Below are 17,470 nucleotides of genomic sequence, written 5' to 3' on the forward strand. Positions count from 1 at the left end.
GTGGCAGATTTCGAAGCTACTGATTTTGACTCGGTAAAGATCTCCCTTGCCTCCGCCGACCAGATCCGTTCCTGGTCGCACGGTGAGGTCAAGAAGCCGGAGACCATCAATTACCGTACCCTCAAGCCCGAGAAGGACGGCCTGTTCTGCGAGAAGATCTTCGGTCCCGCCAAGGACTGGGAGTGCTCCTGCGGCAAGTACAAGGGCATCCGCTTTAAGGGCATCGTCTGCGAGCGCTGCGGCGTCGAGGTCACCTCGGCCAAGGTTCGTCGCGAGCGCATGGGTCACATCGAGCTCGCCGCTCCCGTGTCCCACATCTGGTACTTCAAGAGCCCCACGAGCTTCCCGATGAGCCGTATGCTCGACATCAAGTCCAAGGACCTCGAGAAGGTTCTGTACTTTGCCAGCTACATCATCACCGAGGTCGACTACGAGGCTCGCGAGGCCGACGCTGACGACCTGCGCGAGGAGCTCGCCGCCGATCTGGAAGAGATCGATGCCGAGTGCGCCCGCCAGATCGAGTCCCTCAAGGAGCAGGGCAACCCCGAGAACTTTGACGAGTTCTCCGACGAGGAGCCGCTGACCCCCGAGGAGATCGCCTCTGGCATCGTCGACATCGAGGAAGAGTGCAAGGACGAGAAGCAGCTCCGCACGGACGCCTTCAACGCCTTCATGAAGCTCACCGAGCGCGACCTCATCTCCGATGAGCCGCTGTTCCGCGAGATGACCCGTTACTACTCCATGTACTTCAAGGGTGGTATGGGTGCCGAGGCCGTCCGCGACCTGCTCGCTGCCATCGACCTCCCCTCCGAGGCCGAGAAGCTCAAGGCCATCATCGCCGACGAGGATTCCCAGAAGCAGAAGCGCGAGAAGGCCGTTAAGCGCCTCGAGGTCGTTGACGCCTTCCTGAAGGGCGGCAACAGCCCCGCGAACATGATCCTGGATGTCATCCCGGTCATTCCGCCCGATCTGCGCCCGATGGTCCAGCTCGACGGCGGCCGCTTCGCCGCGTCCGACCTCAACGACCTGTATCGTCGCGTGATCAACCGTAACAACCGACTCAAGCGCCTGCTCGACCTGGACGCCCCTGCGATCATCGTGAACAACGAGAAGCGCATGCTCCAGGAGTCCGTGGACGCCCTGTTCGACAACGGCCGTCGTGGTCGCCCGGTCTCTGGCCGTGGCGGTCGCCCGCTTAAGTCGCTCGCCGAGGCCCTCAAGGGCAAGCAGGGTCGTTTCCGTCAGAACCTGCTGGGCAAGCGTGTCGACTACTCCGGCCGTTCGGTAATCGTTACCGACCCCAAGCTGCTGTTGCACCAGTGCGGTCTGCCCAAGACCATGGCACTGGAGCTCTTCAAGCCCTTCGTCATGAAGCGCCTGGTCGAGCTCGGCAAGGTCGAGAACATCAAGGGCGCCAAGCGCGCTATCGACCGCGGTGCCACCTTTGTGTGGGATATCCTCGAAGAGGTCATCGACGGTCGCGTCGTGCTGCTCAACCGTGCACCGACCCTGCACCGTCTGTCCATCCAGGCCTTTGAGCCGGTGCTGGTCGAGGGCAAGGCTATCCACCTGCACCCGCTGGTCTGCTCGCCCTTCAACGCCGACTTCGACGGCGACCAGATGTCTGTCCACGTGCCGCTGTCCAGCCAGGCTCAGGCCGAGGCTCGCGTGCTCATGCTCTCTGCGAACAACCTGCGCTCGCCGGCATCCGGCAAGCCGGTTAACATCCCTTCGCAGGACATGATCATCGGTGTGTACTACCTCACCCAGGTCCGCGACGGCCTGCCCGGCGAGAACCACGTGTTCGCCAGCTTCGACGACGCGCTACACGCCTATGACTGCCGCTCCGAGGTCGACATGCAGGCCAAGATCCAGGTTCGCGTGTCCGCCGAGAACGCCAACGTCATCAACGAGGACGGCACCCGTATCTTCCGCGTCAAGAACGGCAAGAACGAGTTCGTCGACTACGACGTCACCGGCAACAAGACCGCGCGCTTCGAGACCTCTATCGGCCGCATCATCTTCAACCGCCAGTGCCTGCCCGAAGACTACGAGTTCATGAACTACAAGATGGTCAAGGGCGATGTGGCCAAGCTGGTTGCCGACTGCTGCGATCGTTACCCCGAGGCCAAGGTCGGCCCGATCCTCGACGCCATCAAGTACTCCGGCTTCCACTACGCTACCCGCGCCGGCCTCACCATCTCGGTGTGGGACGCTCTCATCCCTGCCGAGAAGCAGGAGCTGCTCGATCGCGCCCAGGCCAACGTCGACCAGATCAACGAGTACTTCGAGGAGGGCTTCATCAACGAGACGGAGCGCCACATCGAAGTCGTTAACGAGTGGACCGCTTGTACCGACAAGGTCGCAGCGCTCATGCTCGACTTGTTCGACGAGGAGAACCCGCTCTACATGATGGCCGACTCCGGCGCCCGTGGTTCTAAGACCCAGCTGCGTCAGCTCGGCGGCATGCGTGGCCTGATGGCAGACATGTCCGGCGAGACGATCGACCTTCCCATTAAGGCGAACTTCCGCGAGGGCCTGCTGCCGCTCGAGTACTTCATTTCGACCTACGGCGCCCGTAAGGGCCTGGTCGATACCGCATCCCACACCTCGGACTCTGGTTACCTGACCCGTCGTCTGGTCGACGTGGCCCAGGACGTCATCGTCCGCGAGGAGGACTGCGGTACGCACGAGGGCGTTACCTACAACCTCATCATCCCCGGCACCACCGACCTCAACGCCGACCTCGTCGGCCGTTGCTTCATCGAGGACGTTGTGGCTCCCGATGGCACCGTGCTCTTTGAGCAGGACGGCTACATCGAGAAGGTCGCCGACATCCAGAAGATGGTCGATGCGGGCCTCAAGAAGGTCAAGCTTCGCGCGCTGCTCACCTGCCGCTCCAAGTACGGCGTGTGCCAGAAGTGCTACGGCTGGGATCTTTCCACCCGTCGTCCGGTCGCCATCGGTACCGCGGTCGGCATTATTGCCGCCCAGTCCATCGGCGAGCCCGGTACGCAGCTTACGATGCGTACCATTCACTCCGGCGGCGTCGCTGGCGTCGACGATATTACGCAGGGTCTGCCTACGGTCAGCCGTATGTTCGATATCGTCGGCAACGTCAACGAGAAGATCCTGGGTCGCGAGGCCGAGCTGGCTCCGTACTCCGGCCACCTCTCGATTAAGCCCGAGAAGTCCGAGTACGTGTTGACGCTCACCGACTCCGAGGATCACACCCGTGTCCTCGACGAGCGCCGCGTCCCCGCTTCGGTGCGCTTTATGCCCGAGATCGAGGACGGCTGCGAGGTTCGCGCCGGCGATCAGATCACTAAGGGCTTCGTCAACTTCCGCAACCTGCGCAAGCTGACCGACATCGAGTCGACGATGCACACCTTCGTCGAGAGCGTTAAGGACGTATACACCAGCCAGGGCGTCGACCTGAACGACAAGCACATCGAGGTGCTCGCACGTCAGATGCTGCGTCGCGTTCAGATCACCAACCCCGGCGACTCCAAGTACCTGCTTGGTCAGTACGTCGACCGCTACGAGTTCGCCGACGAGGTCGAGCGCGTTGCCCGTCTGGGCGGTCAGGCTCCCGTGGCCGAGCCCGTCATCCTGGGTACGCTCAAGGTCGCGTCCAACATCGACTCCTGGCTGTCGAGCGCTTCGTTCATCCGTACCGCTGGCGTCCTTACCGAGGCTGCCATCGAGGGCAAGGTCGATCACCTGCTCGACCTTAAGTCCAACGTCATCGTCGGTAAGAAGATCCCGGCCGGTACCGGCCTCAAGCCGTACGCCAACGCCAAGCTGACGTATCGCACGGCCGACGGCTATGTTGACATCGACGGTCCGGCTTCGCCCAACGCCAAGTCGCTGCCCGAGTGGGCTCCGGTTGAGCTCAAGGACCTGGACGAGCAGCTCCCGCAGCAGCTCGACTGGGCCGGCTACGACGAGTTCGGTGGTGCTGACGGTTCGTTCACCCGCAACGGCCATACCATCTCCGCCGAGAAGGCTCGCCTGTACCTGTTCGACGACCTGGGCGTGTCGCAGCGCTGGACCAACAAGTTCAGCGAGGTCGGCATCGAGACGGTCGGCGACCTGGTCGGCAAGTCCGAGGAGGATCTGCTGCGCATCGATGGTATCGGTGCCAAGGCGATCGAGGAGCTCCGTGACGGCCTGGAGGCCCACGACCTGCTCTACATCCTCGAGAACAACGACGACGTTGCCGACGAGGAAGACCTCTCGCAGCTGCTGCAGATGGTCTTTAGCCCCGACGGTCCGGACGATATCCTGCTGGGTACCTCCGCTCCGACGCATCACGCCGACGCCGACGAGGAGCTCCTGGGCGCCCCGATCGACGACAAGAAGGCTCCCGCCAACGGCGCGATCAACGAGGACATGGCTTCCCTCGACGAGCTGCTCAACCAGCTCGTGGACACTGACGACGCCGAAGAGGCCAAGGACAACGACGAGGAGTAACTAGTTCCGCCGTTCTAACGAACGGCGGCGACCTCCGTCGCTGCGCGGCCCCCAGAGCTACAATCTGTCATTCAAAAGGCAGGGCATGACCAAAAGGTCAATGCCCTGCCTTTTTCATGCCACCTTGTACGCTCTGGGGGCCGCTCGCTTGCGTATGCTCAACCTGTTGCGTTCCGTTGATCCCTTGCCAATAAGGGACAGGCTTATTTTGGTAGGTTTTTCCTGCTTGAATTTGAAACATTTCGTTCGGTCAAAGCGTATCTATGGTGAGGGCCTCAACAAGAAACATCAGCATCACCGGGAGGTGATTATGGAAGAACAAGCATTTAGACAGGCGGTCGAGGATCACCGTGATGTCGTGTTTCGAATCGCATTGACGTACCTGCGCGATCGTGCCGACGCCGACGATGTTGCCCAGGATGTCTTTCTTAAGCTGCTTAAAAGCGATGGACACTTTGAAAGTTGGGAGCATCTTCGCCGCTGGCTTATCCGGGTCACGATCAATGAATGCAAATCGCTCTTTCGAAAGCCATGGAGGCGTGTGGAGGATATTGAGAACCTGGCCGATTCGCTTTCGGCGGCGCAGGATGAGACCAAGGCGGTCCTGTCAGACGTTATGCGACTTCCGGAGCGATTCCGCGTCCCCATCGCGCTCTATTACTATCTGGGCTTTTCGACCTCAGAGATTGCCGAGTTACTGCATGTGCCAGCCGCGACCGTTCGAACGCGTTTAGCTCGCGGTCGATCGAAGCTCAAATTCATCCTAGAGGAGGGCGACCGTGAAATCCAATCAAATCAAGCAGGCCTTCGAGTCCATCCAAGCCGATAGCGATCTTGCCGATCGCGTTCTTAATGCAGCTGAAGGCGAGCCGCTTCGCAAAAGGGGTCATGCTAAGCCCCTCTATGTTGCGGTTATCGGGTGTCTTGTCGGAGCGTTGGCGACCGGAGGGGTCGCCTACGCCGTTATCAATTCCAGCTATTTTGCCTCAGCCTGGGGAAACCACGGCAACGGGGATTCCATTACCTGGACTAATGGCGGCTCATCGGGGACTAAATACACCTACACCAGAGAGTTTGGTGACGGCATTGTGCCCCAAAGCCTGGAGGGCACAGTCCAGAAGGTTAATCTGTCCGTCGAGGGTAACGGCTATACGCTTGATATCCATGAGATGGCTATCGATAAAAACGGTTGCGGTGCCGTGACGTTTACGCTGTCCAATCCAAATGGCGTTAACTACTACAAGCCGGCAGCAGAGACAGGCGAACTTGTTCTCTATGGTGAAGAAGAACAAGGCATCGGCACGCCCAGCATGAACTTCGGCGAGGAATGGGCTGACACACGCTGCACAATTGATAAAGACACATCAAGCGACACGGTCATTAACGGCACGATGTACTTTGCATCTTGGAATCGCGATCGAGATTTACGACGCGCTGTCACTTGGAATATCTCCTGGACAGAGGGCGAAGGCGAGGATGCGAAGCCGTTCGAGGCATCGACGCCCGAGTTTAGCGTCGGAGCGTACGTCGATACAAAGGAACTCCGCTCCGATGACTCGCCTCTCGAGATCAGCCCGTTTTCCATCCAGACGCACATCGATGATCTGGGCATTGACGCAGTCACGAAAAAGTTGACCGTTACCTACAAGGATGGATCGGAGCAGATTATCGAAGATGATACTGCGGGCGCGTACAATTTCTATGTCTCGCTGACGCGCAATAGCGGAGAGAACATCTCGGTGCCGACAAAACTGATCAATGTCGATCAAGTGGTCTCGGTAACCCTTGAGGGCACGAGGTACACATCAACAGGAGAGACCGAAACAGAAGTACCCTTTACCATCGTTTATTCGTAAAGTCTGGGCCGCTTCCCAAGGGGGGAAGCGGCCTTTTTAGCGTTATATGGACGAGTGGATTGGACGTTATTCGTCTGATTCTCGGAAGAACGTAGCAAATGGATGCGGATCACCGTGAAGAGTGGCGTTTTTCCAGATAAAACCGACCAAAATAAACCTGTCCCTTTTTGGCAGGGAACGTTGCCCCGACGAGCACGTCGGATTCCCGGGCCGGGCGGCACAGGGGTTAAGTTTGTCGCGAGTTCCGCACGCAAAGGAAAGCACTTAATGTGCTTTCCGTCTTGCGCAGGACTGTAGAGCAGCAAACTTAAACAGCGGGCGGCCCGTTCCGGGAATCTGCCCCCGCGCACAGAAGGGGATTCCTTTTGTGTAGGCTTTGCGGAAATGTGCCAATTTTGGGATACGCCCGGCGGCGTGGTCTGTTGACGGCACAGCTAACGCCACGTATCCTATCGAACTGCGTGTTTCGTAGGGGGATGCTGACCCCTCGATTCAAGCCGTTGCACTTTACAGAAAGCTGGAATCATTCGAGAAGGAGTACGCTTTGCCTACTATTAACCAGCTGGTTCGCCAGGGCCGTCGTTCCGTGCCCAAGAAGTCCAAGAACGCTGCTCTGCAGCACAACTCCCAGAAGCGCGGCGTGTGCACCCGCGTCTTCACCACGAGCCCCAAGAAGCCGAACTCGGCTCTTCGTAAGGTTGCCCGTGTTCGCCTCGTCAACGGCATCGAAGTTACTGCTTACATCCCGGGTGAGGGCCACAACCTGCAGGAGCACTCCATCGTGCTCGTCCGCGGCGGTCGTGTCCGTGACCTCCCTGGTGTCCGTTATCACGTCATCCGTGGCGCCTACGACGCTGCTCCGGTCCAGAACCGTATGCAGGCCCGTTCCAAGTACGGTGCTAAGCGCCCCAAGGCCAAATAAGCCAGATAACGTTTTGATACTTTCGCCGTGTGCCGCCTAAGCGCCGCACGGTAGACACTTAAGGAGATTTCACATGCCGCGTCGTGCAGCAGCTAATCGTCGTGAGGTTCAGCCTGACGCCGTTTACAACAACCGCCTGGTGACTCAGCTCATCAACAAGGTCCTTCTTGACGGCAAGAAGGCCACCGCTGAGCGCATCGTTTACACCGCTTTCGAGATCGTTGCCGAGAAGTCCGAGGGTGGCGACGCTCTCGCTACCTTCAAGAAGGCTATGGACAACGTCAAGCCTACGCTCGAGGTTAAGCCCAAGCGTGTCGGTGGCGCTACCTATCAGGTCCCGATGGAGGTCAACTCCCGTCGTTCCACCGCTCTGGGTATCCGCTGGATCGTCAACTTCTCCCGCGCTCGCAAAGAGAAGACCATGGCCGAGCGTCTCGCCAACGAGATCCTCGACGCTTCCAACGGCCTGGGCGCTTCCGTCAAGAAGCGTGAGGACGTCTTCAAGATGGCCGAGGCCAACCGCGCGTTCTCTCACTATCGTTGGTAAGTTAAGGTAAGGAACTAACATGGCTAAGCCTAAGTACAAGCTTTCCGATACCCGTAACATCGGCATCATGGCCCACATCGATGCCGGTAAGACCACCACGACCGAGCGTATTCTTTACTACACCGGTAAGACCCACAAGATCGGTGAGGTCCATGAGGGCGCTGCCACCATGGACTGGATGGTTCAGGAGCAGGAGCGCGGCGTAACCATTACCTCCGCTGCTACTACGTGCTTCTGGAACAAGGACGGTAAGGACTACCGCATCCAGATCATCGACACCCCGGGCCACGTTGACTTCACCGCCGAGGTCGAGCGCTGCCTGCGCGTCCTCGATGGCGCTGTCGCCGTCTTCGACGCCGTTGCCGGCGTTCAGCCCCAGTCTGAGACCGTTTGGCGTCAGGCTTCTACCTTCAACGTCCCCCGCATCGCCTTCATCAACAAGTATGACCGCGTGGGCGCTGACTTCTTCAACGCTATCGAGACCATGAAGGATCGTCTCGACGCTAACGCCGTGGCCGCTCAGGTCCCGATGGGCGCCGAGGACAACTTCTGGGGCGTCATCGACCTCGTCACCATGACTGCATGGGACTTCAAGGCCGACGAGAAGGGTATGACCTACCCCGAGCCGATGGACGAGATCCCGGCTGAGTTCGCCGACATCGCTGCCACCAAGCGCGAGGAGCTCCTCGACGCTGCTGCCAGCTTTGACGACGAGCTCATGGAGAAGATCCTCATGGAGGAGGACTTCACCGTCGAGGAGCTCAAGGCCGCTCTGCGCAAGGGCGTTCTGGCCAACGAGCTCAACCTCGTCTTCGTGGGCTCCGCCTACAAGAACAAGGGCGTTCAGGAGCTGCTCGACGCTGTCGTCGACTACCTGCCCAGCCCGCTCGACGTTGAGGCCGTCACCGGTACCGATCCGGACACCGGCGAGGAGATCCAGCGTCATCCTTCCTTCGACGAGCCCTTCTCCGGTCTGGTCTTCAAGATCATGACCGACCCGTTCGTCGGTAAGCTCACCTATGTCCGCGTTTACTCCGGCCGCGCCGAGTCCGGCTCCTACGTGGTCAACGCTTCCAACGGTCAGCGCGAGCGCCTCGGCCGCATCCTCGAAATGAACGCCGCCGAGCGTATCGACCGTGACGACGCTGCCGCCGGTGACATCGTCGCTTGCGTCGGCTTCAAGAACTCCACCACCGGTGACACCCTGTGCGAAGAGGGCAAGGAGATCGTTCTCGAGAAGATCGAGTTCGCTAAGCCCGTTATCGACGTTGCCATCGAGCCCAAGACCAAGGCCGAGCAGGACAAGATGTCCCTGGCTCTGACCAAGCTCGCCGAGGAGGACCCGACCTTCCAGGTGTCCACCAACCACGAGACCGGCCAGACCATCATCGCCGGCATGGGCGAGCTGCACCTCGAGATCATCGTCGACCGTCTGCTCCGCGAGTTCAAGGTTGACGCTAACGTCGGTAAGCCCCAGGTTGCCTACCGCGAGACCGCTGGTCACGACGTCGAGAAGGCTGAGGGCAAGTTCGTCCGTCAGTCCGGTGGTCGCGGTCAGTACGGCCACGCCGTCATCAAGCTCGAGAAGATGGAGGAGGGCTTCGGCTACGAGTTCGTCAACGCTATCGTCGGCGGCGTCGTGCCCAAGGAGTACATCCCGTCCATCGACAAGGGCATCCAGGAGGCCCTGAACACCGGTGTTATCGCCGGCTTCCCGGTCCTCGACGTTAAGGTCACCCTGTTCGACGGTTCTTACCACGAGGTCGACTCCTCCGAGGCCGCCTTCAAGATCGCCGGTTCCATGGCTATCAAGGACGCCCTCAAGAAGTCCGATCCGCAGCTGCTCGAGCCGATCATGGCTGTCGAGGTCGAGACCCCCGAGCAGTACATGGGCGACGTTATGGGCAACCTCTCCGGTCGCCGCGGCAAGATCGAGGGCATGGAGGATCGCAAGAACAGCAAGCTCATCCGTGCCAAGGTGCCGCTGGGCGAGATGTTCGGTTACGCTACCGACCTTCGCTCCCAGACCCAGGGCCGTGCATCCTACACGATGCAGTTCGACTCTTATGAGCCCGCGCCCAAGTCCATCGTGGACGAGGTCATGAGCAAGAACGCCTAAGTTCGAGCTCCCTGTTACGTAATCCGCGAGAACATCTCTCGCACTCTTTGGAGGTTTAAGTTGGCTACCCAGAAGATCCGCATTCGCCTCAAGGGCTATGATCACGAGGTCGTCGATCAGTCCGCGAAGCTCATCGTCGAGACCGCTCAGAAGACCGGCGCTCGCGTTTCCGGTCCTGTCCCCCTGCCCACCGAGCGCAACCTGTACACGGTTATCCGCTCGCCGCACGTGAACAAGGACTCCCGTGAGCAGTTCGAGATGCGCACCCACAAGCGCCTCATCGACATCCTCGACCCCACCTCGGGCACCGTTGATTCGCTCATGCGTCTCGACCTCCCCGCTGGTGTCGACATCGACATCAAGCTCTAAGCGATATCGCTCATAGCTTAAAGGGCCTCGCTGCCGTTTCGGTAGCGGGGCCCTTTTGTTTTGAATGATGGTTTGGACTGCCGGGTAATGCTGCCGAGTAGGTGGTTGCGGCGCCCTATTCGCTCAAGGGACGCAGCGATGCCTCCTCAAAATGGAAGGATCGCAAGTCGTCTTCCGTTTCGATGCACGCGCGACCAAAGTCATCGACCGTTTTAAAGATGCCTCGCGTCAGCTCGTCTCCAGCGGGGGAGCGGGCGATAACGTGCTTCCCAATCCAATTGAGGTGAGCGATATATTCGTCGTGGACGGGCGCGAGCGGACCGGCGTCTTCTTCCTTGGCGTTGAGGCGTTCTGCCCAGGCATCTACAGCGTCTATAACTGCGTGATAGACCTCATCGAGGAGCATGTCGACGGCGGGAACGTTCTTGTTGAGGTCTGACAGGCCGATTGCGGGCAGGCCGCCATCGGGAACCTCCGCGGGCACATAGTTCACGTTAACGCCGATGCCACAGACCGCAAAGGGGTTGCCTTCGTTATCGCGTGCGGCCTCGACCAGAATGCCGCCGAGCTTGCGTCCTCGCGCGACAAGGTCGTTGGGCCATTTAAGGCGAATCTCGTTTGCAAGACCCTGCTTTTCGAGTGCTTCGAGCACCGCTAGGCCGCTGACGGCGGCAAGACCAGAGAACTTTGCAGGATTAACGCATGGGCGCAGGACAAGCGAAAGCAATAAGTTGCCGGCGGTTGAATCCCACTTGTGGCCGCGCCGGCCGCGTCCTGCTGTTTGAGCCCGGGCGGCAAGTCCTGTGCCGTGCGGCGCTCCCTGTTTTCCTGCTTCGAGCAGGTCATCGTTGGTCGATCCGGTTACGTCGACTATCGTTAATTGGGCATTCATAACGGTTGCTACCTCCTAAGTTAATAAGGCAATCGCGTAATGGTGTCGAGAGATAGACACTATGTGAAGCCTTTGTCGCATTTGGACAATTTAATGTTAATACGTCAACAACGACTAAAATGCGCTATCCTCTCTTGGTCGATGTAAACACGTCAACAATCCAAAGGAGGTTAGTGATGGGTTTCACGATTCTTGGAACAGGCTCGGCGCTTCCTAAGCGCAGTGTTTCTAATGACGAGATGTCTGAGTTCCTCGATACCTCGGATGAGTGGATTTTTACCCGCACAGGTATCAAGAGCCGCCACGTCTGCACCACCGAGTCACTTGACGACCTTGCCGTAGCGGCGAGCGAGCGGGCACTCCAGGTGTCCGGAATCGACGCGAGCCAGCTGGATCTGATCGTCTGTTCGACGACGACGGGTGACCACCTTGTTCCCGCTGAGGCGTGTGCCGTTGCTGAGCGACTTGGCGCGACGTGCCCTGCCTTCGATGTCTCGGCGGCCTGCGCCGGCTTCGTATTTGCGCTCGATGTCGCCGAGGGCTATATCGCCCGCGGTCGCGCCGAGCGCGTGCTTGTCGTTGCTGCCGAGCAGATGACGCGCGCGCTCGACTGGACCGACCGTGCCACCTGTGTGCTCTTTGGCGATGGGGCAGGCGCCGCAGTGATTGAGGCTGGGGGAGACAGTCCCCTTGCCGTTGAGCTTTCGACGGCGCCCGACGTCGAGACGTTGCGCGTTCCCGGTCTGGTCGGCACCTCGCCGTTTAAGGCTTCCGCAGATAGCGCGAGCGTGCTGTCCATGAATGGCCGCCGCGTGTTCAAGTTCGGCGTCAACGCCATCTGCGACACGGTCAACAAGCTCGCCTGCGACGCGAGTATCGCGGTCGAGGACATCGATCATTTTGTATTCCATCAGGCTAACGAACGAATCCTGAGTCAGGCGGTCAAGCGTCTGGGCGTGCCAGACGAGCGTGTGGTTCGAACGCTGCGCGAGACCGGCAACATTTCGAGCGCATGCATTCCACTTGCCCTCGACCGGCTGGCAAACGCCGGTGCACTTCACACGGGCGACACCATCGCCTTGGTTGGATTTGGCGCCGGTCTGGATATAGGTGGCTATCTGCTTCGTTGGAAGTAGTCGCACATAGGAAATAAAAACGCCCTAGGGCACAACCAAAGGAGAACTACCATGGCAGATCAGAAGACCTTCGAGCGCGTTTGCGACGTTATCCGCGAGACCGCCGGTCTTGACGATGTCGAGGTGAAGCCCGAGTCCACGCTCGAGGAGATTGGTCTCGACAGTCTGGGTACCGTCGAGATCCTCGTCGCCGTCGAGGACGAGTTTGGCATTCAGCTCGATACCGAGGAGAACCCCAAGACGGTCGGCGAGTTCGCCGATACGGTCGAGGCGGCATTGGAGAAGTAGAGATGCTCAAGACTCCTCTCTGCGATCTGCTCGGCATCGAAAAGCCCGTGTTCCAGGGCGGCATGGCCTGGATTGCCGACGCCTCACTGGCATCGGCCGTATCCGAGGCGGGCGGCCTAGGCATCATCGCGGCTATGAATGCCGACGCCGACTGGCTTCGCGACCAGATTCATGAGCTGCGCACCAAGACGGATAAGCCCTTTGGCGTTAACGTCATGCTCATGAGCCCGTTTGCCGACGAGGTTGCACAGGTTGTGATCGATGAGCAGGTGCCCGTTGTGGTGACTGGTGCCGGTAATCCCACCAAGTACATGAAAGCTTGGAACGATGCGGGCGTCAAGGTCATCCCCGTTGTGGCTTCGGTGGCGCTCGCCCGTCTCGTGGCGCGTCGTGGAGCCACAGCGGTTGTTGCCGAGGGCACCGAATCGGGCGGCCATATTGGCGAGACCTCGACGATGGCACTGGTGCCGCAGGTCGTCGATGCGGTCGACATTCCCGTAGTGGCTGCCGGCGGTGTTGCCGACGGCCGTGGCGTGGCGGCCGCCTTTATGCTGGGCGCTGCCGGCGTCCAGGTGGGTACGCGCTTTCTCGTTGCAAATGAGTGCACCGTCTCGGAGCAGTACAAGGAGATGGTCCTGAAGGCCAACGACACTTCGACGCGTGCGACCGGCCGCTCGACGGGACATCCGGTGCGCGCCCTCAAGAGCCCCTTCACCAACGCCTACGCCAAGAGCGAGGCGGCGGGCGTAAGTGTCGAGGAGCTCGGGGCCATGGGCACGGGCGCCCTTCGCAAGGCCGCCAAGGACGGCAATTACGAAGAGGGCTCGTTTTTGTGTGGACAGATTGCCGGCATGGTCAACGAGCGCCAGAGCGCACGCGAAATCGTTGACGACCTGGTCGATGGCGCCGAGCGCGTCCTGAAGGGTGCGTCCGCATGGGTAGCGTAGCGTTTCTGTTTGCCGGCCAGGGTGCCCAACACCCCGCGATGGGCGTCGACCTGATCGAGACATCGCCGGCGGCCGCCGAGGTGTTCGCCATTGCCGATGAGGCGCGCCCGGGGACGAGCGAGCAGTGCCGGAGCGCCTCCAAGGAGGAGCTCTCGCAGACCGAGAACACGCAGCCTTGTGTGTTCGTGCACGACTTGGCTGTCGCCGTCGCCCTGCGCGAGCGCGGCGTGGTGCCTGCCGCCTGTGCGGGATTCTCGCTGGGCGAGGTCGCTGCACTCGCCTTTGCGGGGGCATTCGATGCGCGAGCGGGTTTTGAGCTCGTGTGTGAGCGCGCGGCATTGATGGCCACGGCGGCCGAGCGTCACCCCGGCGGCATGCGCGCCGTCATCAAACTTGATGCTGCGCAAGTCGAGAACCTGGCTGCGCAGGCCGGCGAGGACTGCTGGCCGGTCAACTACAACAGTCCCCAGCAGACGGTTGTGGCCGGAGCGCCCGATGCGCTGCAGACCCTTGACGTCCTAGTAAAAGAGGCTGGCGGCCGCGCCATGAAGGTCGCGGTGTCGGGTGCATTTCATAGCCCCTATATGGCCGAGGCGACCTGTGGCCTTGCCGCATATATTGAGGCCGGTCACGCGCCGTCCCCGTTGCTCATTCCTGTTTTGGCAAATATGACAGCGGCGCCCTATCCGGCAGACCCCCAGACGGCATCGAATGTCTTGGCCAATCAGGTGAGCCATGCCGTACGCTGGGTCGATACGCTGCATGCTCTGCAGGATCAAGGCATCGACACATTTATTGAGGTCGGCCCCGGCAAAACGCTGTCCGGCCTGGTCAAGCGTACGCTGAGCGACGTTCGTGTGTATTCGTGCGAGACGGCCGAGCAGGTCGCAGCTATTGCCGACGAGCTCGCATAGTCCACAGGGCTGTAACCCGAAAGGAATGACATGGGCAACTTGAACAATGGCGCGCTCGAGCGCAACGACTCACGTCGCGTGGCACTGGTCACGGGCGGCTCGCGGGGTATCGGCTGCGCCTGCGCTATCGGTCTGGCGGAGGATGGCTACGATATCGCCGTCGTCTATGCCGGCAGCGTCGATGCGGCGCGCGAGACGTGCGACGCCTGCGAGGCGGCTGGCGCCGCGGCGCGCTCATATCAATGCGACGTGGCCGACCCCGCTGCCGTCAACGCGTGCGTGGAAGCGGTCCTCAACGACTTTGGCTCCATTTGGGCGCTCGTCAACAACGCTGGCATCACCCGCGATGGCCTGCTCATGCGCATGGGCGATGACGCCTTCGATCGCGTGCTCGATGTCAATCTTAAAGGAACGTTTAACACGACGCGCGCGCTCACCAAGACCTTTATGCGCCAGCGCGGCGGCTGCGTCGTCAACATGAGCTCGGTCGTGGGCCTGATGGGCAATGCCGGGCAAGCCAACTACGCTGCCTCCAAGGCGGGCGTGATCGGCCTGACCAAGGCGGTGGCGCGCGAGCTTGCGCCCCGCGGCGTACGAGTGAACGCGGTTGCCCCCGGGTTTGTCGAGACGGATATGACGGCAAAGCTCTCGGAGAAGGTGCGTACGGTAACCGAGGAGCAGATTCCCCTTAAGCGCATGGCGCGCCCCGAGGAGGTGGCCGGCGTGGTGCGCTTTCTGGCGAGTGATGCGGCTGCCTACATTACGGGTGAGGTCGTGCGCGTCGACGGCGGAATGGCGATGTAGAAACCAGGGCCGAAGAACGGCTTGGATGAGGAGACCATGATGGAACAGAGAGTTGCAATCACCGGTATCGGTGCCGTGTCGCCGCTCGGCAACACCGCGCTTGCCACCTGGGCGGCCATGTGCGCCGGAACGTGCGGCATCGGTCCGATCACGCACTTCGATACCGATGCGTTTGCCGTCAAGGTGGCAGCAGAGGTCAAGGGCTTTGACGGCAACGAGTACTTTGGCAAGCGTGACGCCAAGCATCTCGACCCCTGCGTTCAGTTTGCGATGGCGGCTTCGGACGAAGCCATGCACGATGCGGGCTTTGATGTCGAAGGCGCCATCGATCGCGAGCGCCTGGGCGTCTACGTGGGCTCGGGCGTGGGCGGCATGCAGACGCTCGTCGACAACGTCCATACGATTGCCGACCGTGGGCCCCGCCGCGCATCGCCCTATATGATCGCGATGATGATCCCCAACATGGCATCGGGCAATATCGCAATCCGCCACAAGGCAAAGGGCCCGACCCTGCCCGTGGTGACCGCGTGCGCAACCTCGGCCCATGCGGTGGGCGAGGCGTTCCGCGCCATCAAGCACGGCTATGCCGACGCGATCCTCGCGGGCGGCGCCGAGGCTGCAATTATCCCCGATGCCGTTGCGGGCTTTACGTCCTGCCGCGCATTGACCACCAACCCCGATCCCGCGACGGCCTGCCGTCCGTTCGATGCAGACCGCGACGGCTTTGTGATGGGCGAGGGCGCCTGCGTGCTCGTGCTCGAGAGCATGGAACATGCGCAGGCGCGCGGTGCGCACATTTATGCCGAGGTCGTGGGCTACGGCAACACCGATGATGCCTATCACATCACGAGTCCTGATCCCGAGGCTGCCGGCATTGCCCGCGCGATATCGCTGGCGGTGACCGAGGGCGACGTCAAGCCTTCCGAGGGTCTCTACATCAATGCCCACGGCACATCGACCAAGCTCAACGATTCGTCCGAGACGGCGGGCATTAAGCGTGCGCTCGGCGAGGACGCGGCGCGCGCCGCGCACGTCTCGTCGACTAAGTCGATGACCGGCCACATGATCGGTGCCACGGGCGCCATCGAGGTCATGGCCTGCGCCATGGCGCTCGAGCAGGGCGTGGTGCCGCCGACCATTAACTACCGCACGCCCGATCCCGCCTGCGATCTTGACTACACGCCCAATCGCGCAGTTCGCGCCGACCTTACCTGGGCGCTTTCGACCAACCTAGGCTTTGGCGGGCACAACGCCGCCATCGCGCTGCGTAGATATACGAGGAGCTAGAGCATGGATTCCAAAAGACTTGCCGAGATAGCCGATGTTATGGAGGACCGCGGCCTCACGCGCGTGCGCGTTGAGGAGCCCGATGGCACCGCGGTCGAACTCGAGCGCGCGAGCGCCGCACAGCCGGTTGCCGTGCCCATGCCCATGCCGAGCGCTATGGCCGCTCCAGTTGCAGCTCCCACAGTCGCGCCTGCCGCACCGGAGCCCGCCGCGCAGACACCTGCCGCCGCACCGGAGCCCAAGGGCACCGAGGTGACCGCTCCCATGGTCGGCGTTTTCTATGCTGCCCCGGCGCCGGGCGACGAGCCGTTTGTGCACGTGGGCTCTAAGGTCAAGGCCGGGGAGACCCTCTGCATTATCGAGGCCATGAAGGTTCTCAACGAGGTGACGGCCGAGGCAGACGGCGAGGTGCTCGAGATCTGCGTGGCCGACGGCGACCTCGTGGAGTTTGGCAGCTGCCTCATGAGGATCGGATAGGTGATATCCATGAACAAAGAAGAGCTCAAGAAGCTGTTACCGCATCGCGAGCCGATGCTTTTGCTCGACGAAGCCGAGCTGGTGGGCGACGAGGCCCACGGCAAGATCACGATTACGGGCGACGAATACTTTTTGCAGGGGCATTTTCCGGGAAACCCGGTGGTCCCCGGCGTGATCCAGTGCGAGATGCTCGCCCAAAACTGCTGCGTGTTGCTGATGGGCGATGAGGAGGCGCGCGGCGCGACGCCGTTCTACACGAGTCTGGACAAGGTGCGCTTTAAGCGTCCGGTGCGCCCGGGCGATACGGTGGATCTGGTGTGCTCCATCACGCGTGCGCGCGGGCCGTTCCGCTTTGCGACGGGTACTGCAAGCGTCAACGGTGAGGTCTGTTGCCGCGCCGACATGTCTTTTGCACTCATGCACGAAAGTTAAGGAA

The 17,470-nt window shown here is 60.9% G+C and carries 16 protein-coding genes; 15 read left to right on the forward strand and 1 reads right to left on the reverse strand.

Annotation, left to right across the window (positions count from 1 at the left end):
• The 7 genes from AAA021_RS07970 to rpsJ all read left to right on the forward strand — a co-directional run bounded on the left by AAA021_RS07970 (position 1) and on the right by rpsJ (position 10,289).
• A complete protein-coding gene (locus AAA021_RS07970) occupies positions 1-4,476 on the forward strand; it encodes a DNA-directed RNA polymerase subunit beta' (protein ID WP_349088779.1) in 4,476 nt (1,491 codons plus the stop codon).
• A 154-nt stretch (positions 4,477-4,630) separates the two neighbouring features.
• A complete protein-coding gene (locus AAA021_RS07975; protein WP_349088781.1) occupies positions 4,631-5,305 on the forward strand; it encodes an RNA polymerase sigma factor in 675 nt (224 codons plus the stop codon).
• Positions 5,256-6,332, forward strand: coding sequence for a DUF4179 domain-containing protein (locus tag AAA021_RS07980; RefSeq protein WP_349088782.1), 1,077 nt, complete (start codon positions 5,256-5,258; stop codon positions 6,330-6,332). The genes AAA021_RS07975 and AAA021_RS07980 overlap by 50 nt, the downstream gene beginning before the upstream one ends.
• Before the next feature lie 544 nt (positions 6,333-6,876).
• Positions 6,877-7,254: a 30S ribosomal protein S12 gene (gene rpsL / locus AAA021_RS07985; protein WP_006235012.1), complete on the forward strand. Its 378-nt coding sequence runs from the start codon at positions 6,877-6,879 to the stop codon at positions 7,252-7,254.
• A 73-nt stretch (positions 7,255-7,327) separates the two neighbouring features.
• Complete coding sequence (rpsG, locus tag AAA021_RS07990) at positions 7,328-7,801, forward strand: 30S ribosomal protein S7 (protein ID WP_006235013.1); 474 nt, start codon at positions 7,328-7,330, stop codon at positions 7,799-7,801.
• A 19-nt stretch (positions 7,802-7,820) separates the two neighbouring features.
• Entirely contained in the window at positions 7,821-9,920 is a 2,100-nt protein-coding gene (gene fusA, locus AAA021_RS07995) for an elongation factor G (RefSeq protein WP_152067423.1), read from the forward strand.
• A gap of 60 nt (positions 9,921-9,980) precedes the next feature.
• Positions 9,981-10,289, forward strand: coding sequence for a 30S ribosomal protein S10 (rpsJ, locus tag AAA021_RS08000; RefSeq protein WP_022094184.1), 309 nt, complete (start codon positions 9,981-9,983; stop codon positions 10,287-10,289).
• A gap of 115 nt (positions 10,290-10,404) precedes the next feature.
• Here the strand turns inward: rpsJ and AAA021_RS08005 are convergent, their stop codons facing one another.
• Positions 10,405-11,181 carry a biotin--[acetyl-CoA-carboxylase] ligase gene (locus AAA021_RS08005; protein WP_349088784.1) on the reverse strand — a complete coding sequence of 259 codons (777 nt, stop codon included), beginning with the start codon at positions 11,179-11,181 and terminating at the stop codon, positions 10,405-10,407.
• 176 nt (positions 11,182-11,357) lie between these two features.
• On the opposite strand from AAA021_RS08005, the gene AAA021_RS08010 reads away from it, so the two are divergent.
• From AAA021_RS08010 to fabZ, 8 genes are read left to right on the forward strand one after another with little or no spacing between them, the layout of a single operon-like run.
• The gene (locus AAA021_RS08010) at positions 11,358-12,317 is read left to right on the forward strand and encodes a beta-ketoacyl-ACP synthase III (RefSeq protein ID WP_349088786.1); all 960 of its coding nucleotides are present in this window, start codon (positions 11,358-11,360) and stop codon (positions 12,315-12,317) included.
• Positions 12,318-12,368: 51 nt separating this feature from the next.
• Positions 12,369-12,605 carry an acyl carrier protein gene (locus AAA021_RS08015; RefSeq protein ID WP_349088787.1) on the forward strand — a complete coding sequence of 79 codons (237 nt, stop codon included), beginning with the start codon at positions 12,369-12,371 and terminating at the stop codon, positions 12,603-12,605.
• A gap of 2 nt (positions 12,606-12,607) precedes the next feature.
• Entirely contained in the window at positions 12,608-13,552 is a 945-nt protein-coding gene (fabK, locus tag AAA021_RS08020; protein ID WP_349088789.1) for an enoyl-[acyl-carrier-protein] reductase FabK, read from the forward strand.
• Complete coding sequence (locus AAA021_RS08025; RefSeq protein WP_349088790.1) at positions 13,540-14,466, forward strand: ACP S-malonyltransferase; 927 nt, start codon at positions 13,540-13,542, stop codon at positions 14,464-14,466. The genes fabK and AAA021_RS08025 overlap by 13 nt, the downstream gene beginning before the upstream one ends.
• A 30-nt stretch (positions 14,467-14,496) precedes the next feature.
• The gene (gene fabG / locus AAA021_RS08030; protein ID WP_349088792.1) at positions 14,497-15,270 is read left to right on the forward strand and encodes a 3-oxoacyl-[acyl-carrier-protein] reductase; all 774 of its coding nucleotides are present in this window, start codon (positions 14,497-14,499) and stop codon (positions 15,268-15,270) included.
• A gap of 39 nt (positions 15,271-15,309) precedes the next feature.
• Complete coding sequence (gene fabF / locus AAA021_RS08035) at positions 15,310-16,557, forward strand: beta-ketoacyl-ACP synthase II (RefSeq protein WP_349088794.1); 1,248 nt, start codon at positions 15,310-15,312, stop codon at positions 16,555-16,557.
• Between the two features lie 3 nt (positions 16,558-16,560).
• Positions 16,561-17,034, forward strand: a complete 474-nt coding sequence (gene accB, locus AAA021_RS08040; RefSeq protein WP_022094191.1) for an acetyl-CoA carboxylase biotin carboxyl carrier protein — start codon at positions 16,561-16,563, stop codon at positions 17,032-17,034.
• A gap of 9 nt (positions 17,035-17,043) precedes the next feature.
• Positions 17,044-17,466 carry a 3-hydroxyacyl-ACP dehydratase FabZ gene (fabZ, locus tag AAA021_RS08045; RefSeq protein ID WP_099432064.1) on the forward strand — a complete coding sequence of 141 codons (423 nt, stop codon included), beginning with the start codon at positions 17,044-17,046 and terminating at the stop codon, positions 17,464-17,466.
• Positions 17,467-17,470: the final 4 nt, after the last annotated feature.

The sequence above is a fragment of the Collinsella sp. CLA-JM-H32 genome (genome assembly GCF_040098165.1).
In the GTDB taxonomy this organism is placed as follows: domain Bacteria; phylum Actinomycetota; class Coriobacteriia; order Coriobacteriales; family Coriobacteriaceae; genus Collinsella.